The sequence below is a fragment of the Pantoea agglomerans NBRC 102470 genome (assembly GCF_001598475.1).
In the GTDB taxonomy this organism is placed as follows: Bacteria; Pseudomonadota; Gammaproteobacteria; order Enterobacterales; family Enterobacteriaceae; genus Pantoea; species Pantoea agglomerans.
This window is the reverse complement of the sequence record NZ_BCZA01000002.1, coordinates 1-13,320: the sequence shown is the minus strand read 5'-3', so window position 1 is coordinate 13,320 and position 13,320 is coordinate 1. Positions and strand designations below refer to the sequence as shown.

General features: G+C 54.2%; 15 protein-coding genes. 9 read left to right on the top strand and 6 right to left on the bottom strand.

The window, feature by feature from the left end:
* Positions 1–105: 105 nt before the first annotated feature.
* Both sapB and sapA read right to left on the bottom strand, forming a co-directional pair.
* On the bottom strand, positions 106–1,071 hold the full coding sequence (gene sapB, locus PAG01S_RS03655; RefSeq protein ID WP_010244573.1) for a putrescine export ABC transporter permease SapB: 966 nt from the start codon (positions 1,069–1,071) through the stop codon (positions 106–108).
* Positions 1,072–2,694 (bottom strand): ABC transporter substrate-binding protein SapA, encoded by a 1,623-nt coding sequence (sapA, locus tag PAG01S_RS03650; protein ID WP_062757747.1) that lies wholly within the window; start codon positions 2,692–2,694, stop codon positions 1,072–1,074.
* A gap of 171 nt (positions 2,695–2,865) precedes the next feature.
* Between sapA and PAG01S_RS21485 the strand changes: the two genes are divergently transcribed.
* On the top strand, positions 2,866–3,069 hold the full coding sequence (locus PAG01S_RS21485; protein ID WP_073970652.1) for a hypothetical protein: 204 nt from the start codon (positions 2,866–2,868) through the stop codon (positions 3,067–3,069).
* On the opposite strand, the gene PAG01S_RS03645 is transcribed toward PAG01S_RS21485, so the two are convergent.
* From PAG01S_RS03645 to PAG01S_RS03640, 3 genes are read right to left on the bottom strand one after another with little or no spacing between them, the layout of a single operon-like run.
* A complete protein-coding gene (locus PAG01S_RS03645; RefSeq protein WP_062757746.1) occupies positions 3,030–3,458 on the bottom strand; it encodes a hypothetical protein in 429 nt (142 codons plus the stop codon). The genes PAG01S_RS21485 and PAG01S_RS03645 overlap by 40 nt on opposite strands.
* Entirely contained in the window at positions 3,436–3,852 is a 417-nt protein-coding gene (locus PAG01S_RS21480; RefSeq protein WP_072101287.1) for a polymorphic toxin type 44 domain-containing protein, read from the bottom strand. Before PAG01S_RS21480 ends, PAG01S_RS03645 begins: the two co-directional genes overlap by 23 nt.
* Positions 3,853–3,855: 3 nt before the next feature.
* Positions 3,856–4,341 (bottom strand): Hcp family type VI secretion system effector, encoded by a 486-nt coding sequence (locus PAG01S_RS03640; RefSeq protein WP_062757745.1) that lies wholly within the window; start codon positions 4,339–4,341, stop codon positions 3,856–3,858.
* 424 nt (positions 4,342–4,765) lie between these two features.
* Between PAG01S_RS03640 and PAG01S_RS03635 the strand changes: the two genes are divergently transcribed.
* The gene (locus tag PAG01S_RS03635) at positions 4,766–6,001 is read left to right on the top strand and encodes an MFS transporter (protein ID WP_062757744.1); all 1,236 of its coding nucleotides are present in this window, start codon (positions 4,766–4,768) and stop codon (positions 5,999–6,001) included.
* 92 nt (positions 6,002–6,093) lie between these two features.
* Here the strand turns inward: PAG01S_RS03635 and pspF are convergent, their stop codons facing one another.
* A complete protein-coding gene (gene pspF / locus PAG01S_RS03630; RefSeq protein ID WP_062757742.1) occupies positions 6,094–7,095 on the bottom strand; it encodes a phage shock protein operon transcriptional activator in 1,002 nt (333 codons plus the stop codon).
* Between the two features lie 164 nt (positions 7,096–7,259).
* Between pspF and pspA the strand changes: the two genes are divergently transcribed.
* The 7 genes from pspA to tyrR all read left to right on the top strand — a co-directional run bounded on the left by pspA (position 7,260) and on the right by tyrR (position 13,183).
* Complete coding sequence (gene pspA, locus PAG01S_RS03625; protein ID WP_052271819.1) at positions 7,260–7,925, top strand: phage shock protein PspA; 666 nt, start codon at positions 7,260–7,262, stop codon at positions 7,923–7,925.
* A gap of 35 nt (positions 7,926–7,960) precedes the next feature.
* On the top strand, positions 7,961–8,188 hold the full coding sequence (gene pspB / locus PAG01S_RS03620) for an envelope stress response membrane protein PspB (protein WP_010244592.1): 228 nt from the start codon (positions 7,961–7,963) through the stop codon (positions 8,186–8,188).
* Positions 8,185–8,535: an envelope stress response membrane protein PspC gene (gene pspC, locus PAG01S_RS03615; protein WP_039386333.1), complete on the top strand. Its 351-nt coding sequence runs from the start codon at positions 8,185–8,187 to the stop codon at positions 8,533–8,535. The genes pspB and pspC overlap by 4 nt, the downstream gene beginning before the upstream one ends.
* A gap of 61 nt (positions 8,536–8,596) precedes the next feature.
* Positions 8,597–8,845 carry a phage shock protein PspD gene (pspD, locus tag PAG01S_RS03610; RefSeq protein ID WP_010244599.1) on the top strand — a complete coding sequence of 83 codons (249 nt, stop codon included), beginning with the start codon at positions 8,597–8,599 and terminating at the stop codon, positions 8,843–8,845.
* Complete coding sequence (locus tag PAG01S_RS03605) at positions 8,826–10,223, top strand: YcjX family GTP-binding protein (RefSeq protein WP_010244602.1); 1,398 nt, start codon at positions 8,826–8,828, stop codon at positions 10,221–10,223. The genes pspD and PAG01S_RS03605 overlap by 20 nt, the downstream gene beginning before the upstream one ends.
* Entirely contained in the window at positions 10,220–11,281 is a 1,062-nt protein-coding gene (locus tag PAG01S_RS03600) for a YcjF family protein (RefSeq protein WP_062757741.1), read from the top strand. Before PAG01S_RS03605 ends, PAG01S_RS03600 begins: the two co-directional genes overlap by 4 nt.
* Before the next feature lie 336 nt (positions 11,282–11,617).
* Positions 11,618–13,183 carry a transcriptional regulator TyrR gene (gene tyrR / locus PAG01S_RS03590; protein WP_031591537.1) on the top strand — a complete coding sequence of 522 codons (1,566 nt, stop codon included), beginning with the start codon at positions 11,618–11,620 and terminating at the stop codon, positions 13,181–13,183.
* The last annotated feature ends 137 nt before the right edge of the window (positions 13,184–13,320 follow it).

The window sequence follows — 13,320 nt, the reverse complement described above, 5'->3', positions numbered from 1 at the left end:
TTTCTGCAGGAACAATATTCGTGTACATCAATTCCTGCTTGCAGCACGACTTCTGAAAGACAAAAGTCATATGTTTATTCTATGTTTGCCTTAGCGCCCTGAGCGTTAGCGGAGGGCATACCATTCCTTATGTTTCAGCGGATTCATGGCCGCACCAATCACGTCAGAAATCACATTGACCAGAATCACCAGCCCGCCAATCACCATCACGCCAGCGGAGATCGCCGCGTAATCCTGCTGTCGAATCGCGTTGATCAACCAGCGGCCCAGACCCGGCCAGTTAAAGACCATCTCGGTGATCATCGCCAGCGTCAGCATGGTGGAAAATTGCAGACCCAGACGCGGGATCACCGGCGGCAGCGCATTATGCAGCACGTGGCGGCGGATCACGGTAAACGGCGAAAGACCCCGCGTGGCCGCCGCTTTGACATAATTTTTGTCCATCACGTCGCTGGTGCTGTTGCGCAGCAGGCGGATCACTTCCGTCGTCGGCGCCATCGCCAGCACCAGCACCGGTAAAATCAGGTGGTTCAGGACGCTGATTATCATCTCATGTCGCCAGGGCGAAGGACTCATCCAGGCATCAATCAGCGCAAAGCCAGTGACACTCTGCACCGGATAGAGCAGGTCGTGACGACCGGACACCGGCAGCCAGCCCAGCGTCAGCGAGAAGAACAGCGTCAGCAGTAGCGCCAGCCAGAAAATTGGCGCAGAGAAGCCAATCAGCGCCAGCGCACTGATGGTTTTGTCCTGCCATTTATTGCGCATCACGCCGGCACAGATCCCCAGCGGGATCCCGACCAGCAGCGCGAACAGAAACGCCAGGATGCACAACTCCATGGTGGCCGGGAAAACCTCACGCAGTTGCAGGCCAATCTCCTGACCGTTGGTGCTGGAGACGCCGAAATCAAACTGCAGCATCCCTTTAAACCAGAACCACCAGGCGTCCGAGAGCGCCGCGCCTTCCAGCGGTGCGTCAGGCGTAAAGTAGCTCAGGCTGAAGCTCACCAGCGACAGCAGAAACAGGGTAATGATCAGTAGCAGCAGGCGCCGCAAAATATAGATAATCACTTACTTTTCCTTATCGCTTTCACGATAAACCCCGGCAAACGAGGCGTTGCCAAACGGACTCAGGACCAGCCCTTTAATATCATGACGAAACGCCTGCAGTCGCAGAGAGGATGCCAGCGGCAGCACCGGCAACTCCTGCGCCAGAATCTGCTGCGCTTTGTCATAACTGTCGATGCGGCCAGAGAGTTGTTGTGATAACAGCGCATTCTGCAGCGTTTCGTCAAAGGCCGGCGAGCACCAGTGCGCGTAATTGGTCTGCGAGCGAATCGCCGCACAACTGAGCAGCGGCCGGAAGAAACTGTCTGGATCGTTACTGTCGGTGGCCCAGCCTGACAGTGTCAGATCATGATTCATCGCCATCAGCTGCGCCTCCTGAAAACGCCCCTCTACCGGCACAATGGTCAGCCGGACGCCAACCTGCGCCAGATCCGCCTGCAACAGTTCGGCGGTTTTCAGCGGGCTGGGATTCCACGACTGCGACGCGGCAGGCACCACCAGCCGCAGATGCAGATCGCTGATGCCCAGAGCCGCCAGCGCGGCACGGGACTTCTCCGGATCATAGCTGGTGATGCGCGCATCATTATCATATGCCCATGAGGCGCGAGGTAATATCGAGGCGGCGGTTTCGGCGGTGCCGTAATAGATTGACTCCATCAACCGCTCATTGTTGATCGCCAGCGCCAGCGCGTGACGCACCTCAGGGCGGTCGAGCGGCGGCTTGCGGGTATTAAAGGCCAGATAGGCGATGTTCATGCCGGGACGCAGCGTCATCCGCAGGCGCGGGTCATCGCGCAGGATGGTGAGCTGGCTGGCCGCGGGATAGGCAAGCACGTCACATTCACCGGTCAGAAGCTTGGAAAGCCGCCCGGTGCCGCCCGAGCCGAGATCGATCACCGCCTGTTGCAGACGCGGCACCCCTTTCCAGTAGTGAGGATTGCGCGCCAGGCGGATGTACTGACCGGTACGGTATTCACTGAGCTGATAAGGACCGGTGCCAACCGGTTGTCTGTCCATCTCTTCCTGCCGGCCCTGCGCGGTGAGCTGGTCGGCATACTCTTTCGACAGCACTGGCGCATAGTGGGTCGCCATGTGCCACAGGAACGACGCATCCGGGCTGTTTAACCTGAACTCAACCGTTCTGTTATCGATTTTCTTCACGCTCTGCACGGAGTCTGAAAATTGCAGACTGTCAAAGTAGGGATAGTTGCCGCCATTGACGTTGTGCCAGGGGTGATTGCGGTCAAACATCCGGGCGAAGCTGAACACGACATCGTCGGCGTTCAGCGCCCGGGAGGGGCGGAACTGATTCGTCTGCTGAAACTGCACGCCGCTGCGCAGATGAAAGCGATACGTTGCGCCGTTATCGCGCACTTCCCAGCTGGACGCCAGATCGGGCTTGAGACGATAGGTGTAAGGATCGACATCCAGCAGGCGGTCATAGAGTTGTGCCGCCAGCGTATCGACAGTCAGCCCGCTGCTGGCCATCTGCGGATTAAAGGTGTTCAGCGTGCCGCTGACGCAATAGACGAAGCCGGTCTGGCGGATATCACCCGCAGGCGCTGACCACGCAGGGGCACTCAACACGCTGAGACTTAGCAACAGCGAACATAATAGTTTTGACATAGAACTCAACGATTTTGAGGCATTAAACAGAGTGTATCGCAAAGCGGGCATTGTCCCAAAACCTGCAACCGCTGCCAGACTGATTTTCATCATCGCGGCGGTAAAAAGAGCGTACAGAAGGTGTGGTAATGAGAAAAATTCTCAATAACTTGTTTACAGATGATAATAAGAATGATTATTATTCATCTGCGCTTCGACGGTGGCTCTGCCGAAGAAGAGCACGACATTGCTCACATTGCTTCCAGTATCGTTGCCCGCCTGTTGGCGGGCTTTTTTTTGGTTTTTATAGAGTGGCATGCCTGCCTGGACGGGGAAGGGATTGCAAGCAAAGGGGATCAAAGTGGTGAAGCGGTGAGGAAGACCGGGACGGAATAGGGCTCCTCGTTGATGCGAATACCAGGCAAATTGTGGAAAGCGAAAATCTCGCCGTTTATCGTCAAATATACCGTCTTATCACGAACCCGAGGAAAGACGTCACCATCTGAGGTGATCAGGAAAGGCTTTAGGTCGTCGTTCAGACTTTCTTTAAAAGATTCATCGCTTCGGGATGCATCATAAAGATAAAAACGGTATGAGAAGGCAGTTGTGGCACCCGCACTGGCTTCGGTGATGTAAAGGTTAATCCTGCTGCTGACGTTAACTTTCCTGATGATCGACTGTTCAAGCGGTGATAACTGCGAAAGTCGCCAGCCTGCAAAGACAGTAGTCATCAGCATCAGCATCAGCATCAGCGTGCGCTTTTTAAAAACCGGAACGTTTTGCATAATCTATCCCTGCTCTTATCCAGTATTGATCGTCAGGGTCATCTCCAAAAGGCGCTGCGCCATACCAGACATCAAATTCCTCTCTGCGGGTTCCGGCCCGGTTTTGCGCCCAACCGGCTGCGCGAAGAAGAACAGCGTCTTTTATTCCAGCGGCATGCCCCACAGCACCATAATGAAAATTACCAAAATGTTCATATTGGCTCCCATGTTGAAATTTATAATCCCATGGGCCATGTCCTTTAACCTGGTTATAAAACCAGACATATGTCAGGGCTGAGGGTCCCCTGTGAAAACGTGCAACCATCATATTGTTTATCAACGAAACTCCAGCTGGAGTAAATGATAGAATATCATAAGGAGGAGAGGGAGATGCCGCTAAGGCAGGATATCTCATGATTTATGCCTTTTCATTCCAGCTATCTGAAAAAATAATGTTACCATCACAATGCTTCCAGGTTATTTTCTCGTAAGCAAACTCAACGCATTCAAGATGATTATGTTTTTCTTTTTCAGGGTCTTTAGTGTCATGCATAATAGGCGAAATACCGACAATTCTGACATTTTCAAGTAGTATGTTGAAGTATTTTTCTTCCTGACCTGCGTAGTTGATATTGTACCATCTGAACTCGGCTGACCTTAATGTTTGTCCAGTTGTCACTGCTTTATAAAGGTAGGGCGAAGATGAATCGAATTCTTTTTGAACGATGATGGGTGCATGTTTTCTTGTCCCTGTCGGCTTGCCTGTCATAGAATCAGTCGGCAGTCTTAAGTTATGAGAAAAACCCGTAACTTCAATACTTCCCTCTCGGTCTTTAACATCTACTGAACCATTGATGCTCGCACCACCATCATCTTTCAGCCAAAGATATGCTGGAATAGCCATATTAAAAATCCTTTAATGGGTTAAGTTATATTCCTTTTGGAGGATAGTTAATGCTGGCTTCGCATAAACCTCAAGTGCATATTAAAAAAATCGAAGGCATAATGATAAAGATCAATATTTAATAATTTCATATGTAATGGCTGGGGTCTTTCCACACCATGGTTATGTAGTGCGAAATGGATTATTCAATTAATTGCTGTAAATCTGATTAAAAAGCCACTTCAACTATTAATGGGTATTGGTATCATTAATTTAGTTAAGATTCAAACTCAGAAGAGTAAATCATGTAATCCCTTGAATTATAGATTGTGTTTATATCCGCATGCATTCGATGTATCTGACGCTGGAAAGTGTAATATCGCGCTTAACTTTTACAAAAACGCAGGTACTATAAGCTCATCTTCTGGTCACCCACTTCCTGGCAATGAATAAATTCCAAAAAAACGTTCAGGCTTTTCAGCATACATCCTTTCGCTATCTCTTTTTTGGACGCCTGTTCACCGTGCTGGGCAATGGGATTGCACCCATTGCGCTGGCTTTTGCGGTACTGGATATTGGCGGGTCTGCTTCTGATTTAGGGATAGTGGTTGCGTCCCGTTCACTGTGTAACGTGCTTTTCCTGCTGGTGGGCGGTGTTGTCGCCGATCGCTACTCACGCAGTCGGGTATTAGTTTCATCGGCAGTAGTTGCCGCTGTTTCTCAGGCTATCGTCGCCTGGTCTGTGCTTGATGGCTCAGCCACTGTCATTAGCCTGACTTTGCTGGGTGCCCTGAATGGTGCGGCGGCAGGCATCGCACTGCCTGCATCGTCTGCGCTGGTTCCGCAGGTGGTTCCGGCAACGAATTTGCGTCAGGCTAACGCATTAATCCAGCTGGGGATTTATGGCGGTACTGTGATGGGGGCATCGCTGGGGGGTATTATCACCAGCGCTGTCGGGCCGGGCTGGGGGCTGGCAATTGATGCGCTGGGTTTTGCCGTTTCCGCGCCGCTCTATTTCCTGATCCGTGTGAAATCGAATAAAGCCGCGGCTTCGCAAGGCAATATCCTGCGCGATATCAAAGAAGGCTGGGCAGAGTTCGCCGGACGAAGCTGGATTTGGTCGATAGTCCTTCAGTTCGCCATTATCAACGTCGCTTTTAATGGCATTGTGGTGGTACTTGGCCCGATGATTGCTGACGCCTCTTTCGGACGGGCGCGATGGGGAATTATTGTGGCCGCCCATAGCGCGGGTTTAATTGCAGGTTCATTTCTGGCTATGAAATGGCATCCACGTCGTGATCTCTTTATTGGCGCGATGCTGGCAGGTCTTTACGCACTCCCAATATTTATGCTGAGCCAGAATGCGTCAGCAGCACTGCTGATAGTAGGGTTCTTCATTGCTGGCATGTCATTGGGCCTGTTCGGCGTAACCTGGGCGCACTCATTACAGACTCATATCCCACCGGATAAGCTGGCTCGCGTGTACGCTTATGATGCGATGGGTTCCTTTATCGCCATTCCCTTTGGACAACTGGTCGCGGGTCCGCTGGCAACACACTTTGGTATGAGTGCTGTATTGCTGATGTCAGCACTGGCCGTGGTGATGGCTACCGCTGGCGTCGGTCTGGTTCCTGCCATCAGGCAACCTGAAAAAATGGGGACTAAGTCGCACAACACATGATGGATAGGTGGCTCAACGTGAAAAACAGCCCGGTTTATACCGGGTTGTTAATTCACAAAGCAGAGAAAAATCATAGGTTGGGGCGGCGTTAATTAACTCTCTGCTTTTATATCGTGCTTCTTCATCATTGCGCGCAACTGATGATAGGTGACGCCTAATAAGCCAGCCGCACGGCGTTGGTTATAACGTGCCTGTTGCAGGCTGGCTTCCACCAGATCCCGCTCCTGCTGATTCTGCCATTGACGCAGATCCAGCGGCAGGGCAGGCAGCGCGCTGCTATCCGCCTCATGACTGGTCCGGATGACAGCAATCGGTTCAGGGCGTGTAGCAAACGGGTTGATAATGACATTATCCAGAGGCTGTTCGCTGCTGTTATGACGATAGACCGAGCGCTCCACCACGTTTTTAAGTTCGCGAACGTTGCCGGGCCAGTGGTAATCAAGCAGAGCCTGCTGTGCCCGTGGGGTAAAGCCGGGAAACAGTAACAGGCCAAGCTCGCGACACATCTGGATAGCGAAATGCTCGGCCATCACCAGTATATCACTGCGTCGTTCGCGCAGTGGCGGTAACTGCACCACATCAAAGGCCAGACGATCCAGCAGATCGGCGCGGAATTTTCCCGCTGTTGCCAGCGCGGGCAGGTCTTCGTTGGTCGCACAGACCAGCCGCACATTTACCTGCAGGGAGTGATTGCCGCCGACCCGCTCCAGCTGTCCATATTCAATAACCCTGAGCAGCTTTTCCTGAACCAGCATCGGTGCCGTTGCCAGCTCATCCAGAAACAGCGTGCCGCCGTCAGCACGTTCAAAACGGCCAAGATGGCGCTTCTGCGCGCCGGTGAAGGCGCCAGCCTCATGACCAAACAGTTCAGAATCAAGCAGGTTTTCATTCAGCGCGGCACAGTTCAGCGAGATAAACGGCCCCTGCCAGCGGTCAGAGAGATAGTGCAGTCGGCTGGCGATCAGCTCTTTGCCCGTTCCACGCTCGCCAATCACCAGTACCGGTTTCTCAAGGGGAGCCAGTTTGGAAACCTGCTCCAGCACCTCAAGAAAATTGTTCGACTCCCCCAGGAGATTATCGCTAGTGCCTGTCATGATGAATTTCGCCACCCCTTAATCATTTTGACTATCTTAAAACAAGCGGGAAAGGCTGTAAAATTTAAAATATGATAATAATCAATAAATTATAAAATTGGCACGCATTTTGTATTAACTCAGCAGGACTTCACGTTTTAAAACATTAAAAGAGGAACATCATTATGGGTATTTTTTCTCGTTTCGCCGACATCGTTAATGCCAACATTAATTCTCTGCTGGAGCGTGCGGAAGATCCGCAGAAACTGGTCCGGCTGATGATTCAGGAAATGGAAGACACCTTAGTTGAAGTACGCTCCACCTCTGCACGCGCACTGGCTGAAAAGAAACAGTTGTCACGCCGTATTGAGCAGGCGGAGATTCAGCAGGCTGAGTGGCAGGAAAAAGCGGAGCTGGCGCTGCGAAAAGATAAAGATGATCTGGCCCGTTCCGCGCTGATTGAAAAACAGAAACTCACCGATCTTATCGCCTCCCTGAAACAGGAAGTGGGTCATGTTGAAGAGACGCTGGAGCGCATGAAAGGCGAAATCAGCGAGCTGGAGAAAAAACTGAGTGAGACACGTGCCCGCCAGCAGGCGTTGACGCTGCGTCATCAGGCGGCCTCTTCATCACGCGATGTTCGTCGTCAGCTGGACAGCGGTAAGATCGACGAAGCAATGGCACGGTTTGAATCTTTTGAACGTCGCATCGACCATATGGAAGCGGAAGCAGAAAGCCACGGTTTTGGTAAACCAAAGACGCTGAACCAGGAGTTTACTGACCTGAAAGCGGACGATGAAATCAGCGAGCAGCTTAATGCGCTGAAAGCCAAAATGAACCGCAGTGAGTAATCATCGACGTTGCGATAAGTGATTAAGGAGAGTCAATGAGCGCACTTTTTTTCGCCATACCGTTAACGATCTTCGTGTTGTTTGTCGCACCGATCTGGTTATGGCTGCATTACAACAACAAACGCAACGGCGGTTCGGAACTGTCGCAAAGCGAAATCCAGCGCCTGCAGCGCGTGACCCAGGACGCGCAGCGGATGCGCGAACGTATTGACGCGCTGGAAGCGATTCTGGACGCCGAACATCCAAACTGGAGGCAGCCATGATTAAAGGACGCAAGTTGTGGCGCAAGCCAGACGAAGGGAAATTTATGGGTGTCTGCGCAGGCCTGGCAGAGTATCTCGATATTCCGGTTCGTCTGCTGCGTGTCATCGTGGTGTTATCACTGTTCTTTGGCCTGTTTCTCTTTACGGTGATCGCCTACTTTGTGCTGGGTTTTGTGCTGGATGTCAAACCCGCCTCTGCCTCCCGGACTGAGCGCCAGCCCAGCGCCAGTGAACTGCTGGATCAGCTGGAGAGCACCCTGCAACGGGATGAGCGCAGCGTGCGCGACCTGGAACGCTATGTGACGTCTGAAACCTTCAGCGTGCGCAGCCGCTTCCGCCAGATTTGATTCTGCTACTGTTATTGCCGGGCCTGTCTCAGGCCCGTTCGCTCACTCAATGGAGGTGTTGATGTCTTTTTCGCGATCCACTGCTTTTCGTCACCGCGCGGCACCTGCATTGAAGTCGGCCGCTAAATTCATCATTATTAATGCTGTTACCTACGGTCCCGCCGGTGTCACTGGCTGGGCAGTGAAATCGGTAGCGCGACGCCCGTTACGTCTGCTGCTGGCTGTGGCGCTTGAGCCATTGCTGAAACGCGTGATGAACCGGCTGGCATCGCGCTTCATCAGGGAGAAAGATGAAAAGACTGCAAACTGAATTGATGGCGTTGATGAACCGTGGCGTTGATCGCCACCTGCGGCTGGCGGTAACCGGATTAAGCCGTAGCGGCAAAACCGCCTTCATCACCTCACTGGTTAATCAGCTTTTAACCGTTCACAGCGGCGCGCGTTTGCCGCTGTTTTCCGTGGTGCGGGATGAGCGCCTGTTAGGCGTAAAGCGGGTGCCCCAGCGTGACATGGGCACGGCCCGTTTCACCTATGACGAAGGGCTGGCACAGCTCTACAGCACGCCGCCTGCCTGGCCCACCCCCACACGCGGCGTCAGCGAAATGCGACTGGCGCTGCGTTACCGCCCCAATGATTCGCTGCTGCGTCACCTGAAAGAGACCGCGACACTCTATCTGGAGATTGTCGACTATCCAGGCGAATGGCTGCTGGATCTGCCGATGCTGGCGCAGGATTATCTCGCCTGGTCCCGGCAGATGAACGGTCTGCTGCAGGGCGATCGCGCTGAGTGGGCAAAGCCCTGGCGAACCCTCTGCGAAAAACTCGACCCGCTTGCACCCGCCGATGAAACCCAGCTGGCAGAGATTGCCGCTGCCTGGACCGACTATCTGCATCGCTGCAAATCTGAAGGCTTACACTTTATTCAGCCCGGTCGCTTCGTGCTGCCTGGCGATATGGCAGGCGCTCCCGCGCTGCAGTTCTTCCCCTGGCCGACGGCTGATGAAGCGCAACTCACTAAGCTGGCGCAGGCGGACAAGGGCAGTAACTTCAGCATGCTGCAGCAGCGGTTTAACTACTACTGTCAGCATGTGGTGAAAGGTTTCTATAAAAATCACTTCCTGCGTTTTGACCGTCAGATTGTGCTGGTTGACTGCCTGCAACCGCTTAACAGCGGACCCCAGGCGTTTAACGACATGCGGCTGGCACTGACGCAGCTGATGCAGAGTTTTCATTACGGTCAGCGAACCCTGTTTCGTCGGCTCTTTTCACCGGTAATCGACAAATTGCTGTTTGCCGCCACCAAGGCGGATCACATCACCAGCGATCAGCACGGCAATATGGTGTCACTGTTACAGCAGCTGGTGCAGGATGCCTGGCAGAACGCGGCGTTTGAGGGGATTAGCATGGATTGCATCGGACTGGCGTCGGTGCAGGCGACGCAGAGCGGGCTGGTCGATCACCGCGGCGAGAAGATCCCGGCCCTGCGCGGAAACCGGCTGGATGATGGTGAGCCGCTCACTGTCTATCCGGGCGAAGTCCCGCCGCGTCTGCCCGGTAATGCCTTCTGGCAGCAGCAGGGTTTTCAGTTTGAACAGTTCCGGCCGCAGCAGCTTGACGTCGATCGCCCGCTGCCACATATCCGCATGGATGCCGCGCTGGAATTTTTATTGGGAGATAAATTGCGATGAGTGATCCGCTAAAGCCGCGTATCGATTTTGCCCGTCCGCTGGATGAGAGCAGCGCCACGCCGCTGCGCCCGGCACAGACTTTTGAAGCGGAAGCGCAGGCGGCGTTTCTGGCGGTGCAGGATGAAGAAGTCGCTGTCGAAGAGGAGGGCGCAGGTGAACGGGCGGTGGAAGCTGCGCTGAAACCTAAGCGCAGCCTGTGGCGAAAACTGGTGACCGCTGGCGTGCTGCTGTTTGGCGTCAGCGTGATTGCGCAGGGTGTCCAGTGGACACATGACGCCTGGCTGGCCCGCGACTGGTTTTCACTGGGCAGCGGCGTGGCGGGTGGTCTGATCGTCCTGGCGGGGGTGGGTGCGCTGACCACCGAGTGGCGTCGTCTCTATCAGCTGCGTCAGCGCGCCGAGGAGCGGGATGTGGGCCGTGAGCTGCTGCACAGTCATGGCATCGGCAAAGGTCGGGCATTCTGCGAAAAACTGGCGCAGCAGGCAGAGCTGGATCAGGCGCATCCGGCCCTGCAGCGCTGGCATGCTTCGCTGCACGAAACCCACAATGACAGTGAAATTGTCCGCTTATATGCGCAACTGGTGCAGCCGGTGCTGGATCGGCAGGCGCGGCGCGAAATCAGCCGTCATGCTGCGGAAGCGACGCTGATGATTGCGGTCAGCCCGCTGGCGCTGGTGGATATGGCGTTTATCGCCTGGCGTAATCTGCGGCTGGTCAATCGCATCGCGGCTATTTACGGCATTGAGCTGGGTTACTTCAGCCGTATCCGGCTGTTCCGTCTGGTGCTGCTCAACATGGCCTTTGCCGGGGCTTCCGAACTGGTGCGGGAAGTGGGTATGGACTGGATGTCGCAGGATATCGCCGCCCGGCTTTCCACGCGCGCCGCGCAGGGCATTGGCGCGGGTTTGCTGACTGCAAGACTGGGCATCAAAGCGATGGAGCTGTGCCGTCCACTGCCGTGGCTGGAGCAGGATAAACCACGGCTCGGCGATTTCCGTCGTGAGCTGCTGGGCCAGTTGAAAGAGGCGTTGCAGAAGGGCGGCAATAAGTCAGCCTGACGCTCTCGTGACAAATTAAAGGCGGCATTGCCGCCTTTATTCTTTAGTGTGGCTGGCGCAGCACTTGTCGGGAGTCGATGACCAGACACTCACCCGGACAGCCCGACTCATCAGTGATAACCGGATCCGCCGGCAGCGTGTAGGCCATTCCATTTTTCTCCCTGATAAAATGCGCCATCCCGGCAAACATTTGTGACCACTCATCATGATTTTCTCCGGCAGTACAAAAGTCCGCCATACGCGCCGGAGCTGTCAACTTTTCCTGACAGATCCCTTTCTGCAGGTGCGCGACTTAGCGTATTATTGTCTTATCTGAACCTGATTAAGGCGAACGCAATGCGTCTGGAAGTGTTCTGTCAGGACCGACTCGGTCTGACGCGTGAACTGCTCGATCTGCTGGTGGCACGCAACATTGATTTACGCGGTATCGAAATCACGGCGCTGGGCCGCATCTACCTGAACTTTTCTGCACTGGAATTTGACGCCTTCAGCAATCTGATGGCTGAAATCCGGCGTACACCGGGCGTAACAGATGTGCGCACGGTAGCGTACATGCCCTCTGAACGCGAGCATCGTGCGCTGAGCGCGCTGCTGGTGGCGATGCCGGATCCGGTTTTCTCCATCGATCTGAAAAGCAAGGTTGAACTGGCTAATCCGGCCGCACAGAACCTGTTTAATCTCGATGAAGAGAAGATGCGCAACTTCAGCGCCGGTAACCTGATTAACGGCTTCAACTTCATGCGCTGGCTGGAGAGCGATCGGGTTGAAGCGCAGGCGCAGCATGTGGTCATTGAGGGCCGCGATTTTCTGATGGAGGCGCGTCCTATTTATCTGCCGGGCGAAGAGGGCCAGAATGACAGGCCGGTGGGGGCGATGGTGATGCTGAAGTCGACAGCCCGCATGGGTCGTCAGTTGCAGAATCTGGTGGTCACCGATGAATCGGAGTTTGACCATATCATTGCTGTCACGCCGAAGATGCGTCAGGTGGTGGATCAGGCGCGTAAACTTGCGATGCTTGATGCACCTTTACTGATTGTTGGCGACACCGGCACCGGGAAAGATATGCTGGCACGCGCCTGCCATCTGCGCAGTGCCCGCGGTAAGAATCCCTTTTTGGCGCTCAACTGTGCCTCACTTCCAGATGACGTCGCTGAAAGCGAGCTGTTTGGTCATGCCGCCGGAGCATATCCGAATGCGCTGGAAGGTAAGAAGGGCTTTTTTGAGCAGGCTAACGGCGGCTCTGTGCTGCTGGATGAGATTGGTGAGATGTCGCCGAGAATGCAGACCAAGCTGCTGCGTTTTCTCAATGATGGCACCTTCCGCCGCGTCGGTGAAGAGCATGAAGTGCATGTCAATGTGCGGGTAATCTGCGCTACGCAGAAAAACCTGATTGAGCTGGTGCAGCGTGGAGAATTCCGCGAGGATCTCTTTTACCGGCTCAATGTGCTGACGCTGCAACTGCCGCCTCTGCGCGATCGTCCGCAGGATATTCTGCCGCTGACCGAGATGTTTGTTGCCCGCTTTGCGGATGAGCAGGGAATGGCGCGTCCGCGACTCTCGCCGCAGCTTAACGCTTTTCTGACCCGCTACGCCTGGCCTGGCAACGTGCGTCAGCTGAAAAATGCGCTTTATCGGGCGTTAACCCAACTGGAAGGTTACGAACTGCGTCCGCAGGATATCGTGTTGCCTGAACAGGCACTGGATGTGTCACTGGGCGATGAGGCGCTGGAAGGGACGCTGGATCAGATCACCAGTCGTTTCGAACGGTCGATTCTGACGCGGCTCTATCTCTCCTATCCCAGCACCCGAAAACTGGCAAAACGGCTTGGTGTGTCGCATACGGCGATTGCGAATAAATTGCGGGAGTATGGTCTGGGGCAGAAGCGCACCGAAAGCGAATAAGTGACGGACTGCAGGTGAGAAGTGGGTAAGCTGATTATTCGTTGGATATGGTCGATAGAGTCTGGCCCATCTGGCATTGAGGCTGAGCCTGCTCAGGGAACCGGGTCAGATCGGAAAGACGCAAAAGGCGTCATCCC

Coding starts and splice junctions, on each gene's coding strand:
- pspC (WP_039386333.1), top strand. CDS start 8,185: ATGATTAAAGGACGCAAGTTGTGGCGCAAGCCAGACGAAGGGAAATTT.
- PAG01S_RS03605 (WP_010244602.1), top strand. CDS start 8,826: ATGAAAAGACTGCAAACTGAATTGATGGCGTTGATGAACCGTGGCGTT.
- sapA (WP_062757747.1), bottom strand. CDS start 2,694: ATGTCAAAACTATTATGTTCGCTGTTGCTAAGTCTCAGCGTGTTGAGT.
- pspD (WP_010244599.1), top strand. CDS start 8,597: ATGTCTTTTTCGCGATCCACTGCTTTTCGTCACCGCGCGGCACCTGCA.
- PAG01S_RS03635 (WP_062757744.1), top strand. CDS start 4,766: ATGAATAAATTCCAAAAAAACGTTCAGGCTTTTCAGCATACATCCTTT.
- PAG01S_RS03640 (WP_062757745.1), bottom strand. CDS start 4,341: ATGGCTATTCCAGCATATCTTTGGCTGAAAGATGATGGTGGTGCGAGC.
- pspA (WP_052271819.1), top strand. CDS start 7,260: ATGGGTATTTTTTCTCGTTTCGCCGACATCGTTAATGCCAACATTAAT.
- tyrR (WP_031591537.1), top strand. CDS start 11,618: ATGCGTCTGGAAGTGTTCTGTCAGGACCGACTCGGTCTGACGCGTGAA.
- PAG01S_RS03645 (WP_062757746.1), bottom strand. CDS start 3,458: ATGCAAAACGTTCCGGTTTTTAAAAAGCGCACGCTGATGCTGATGCTG.
- PAG01S_RS21480 (WP_072101287.1), bottom strand. CDS start 3,852: ATGAGATATCCTGCCTTAGCGGCATCTCCCTCTCCTCCTTATGATATT.
- pspF (WP_062757742.1), bottom strand. CDS start 7,095: ATGACAGGCACTAGCGATAATCTCCTGGGGGAGTCGAACAATTTTCTT.
- PAG01S_RS03600 (WP_062757741.1), top strand. CDS start 10,220: ATGAGTGATCCGCTAAAGCCGCGTATCGATTTTGCCCGTCCGCTGGAT.
- PAG01S_RS21485 (WP_073970652.1), top strand. CDS start 2,866: ATGATTATTATTCATCTGCGCTTCGACGGTGGCTCTGCCGAAGAAGAG.
- pspB (WP_010244592.1), top strand. CDS start 7,961: ATGAGCGCACTTTTTTTCGCCATACCGTTAACGATCTTCGTGTTGTTT.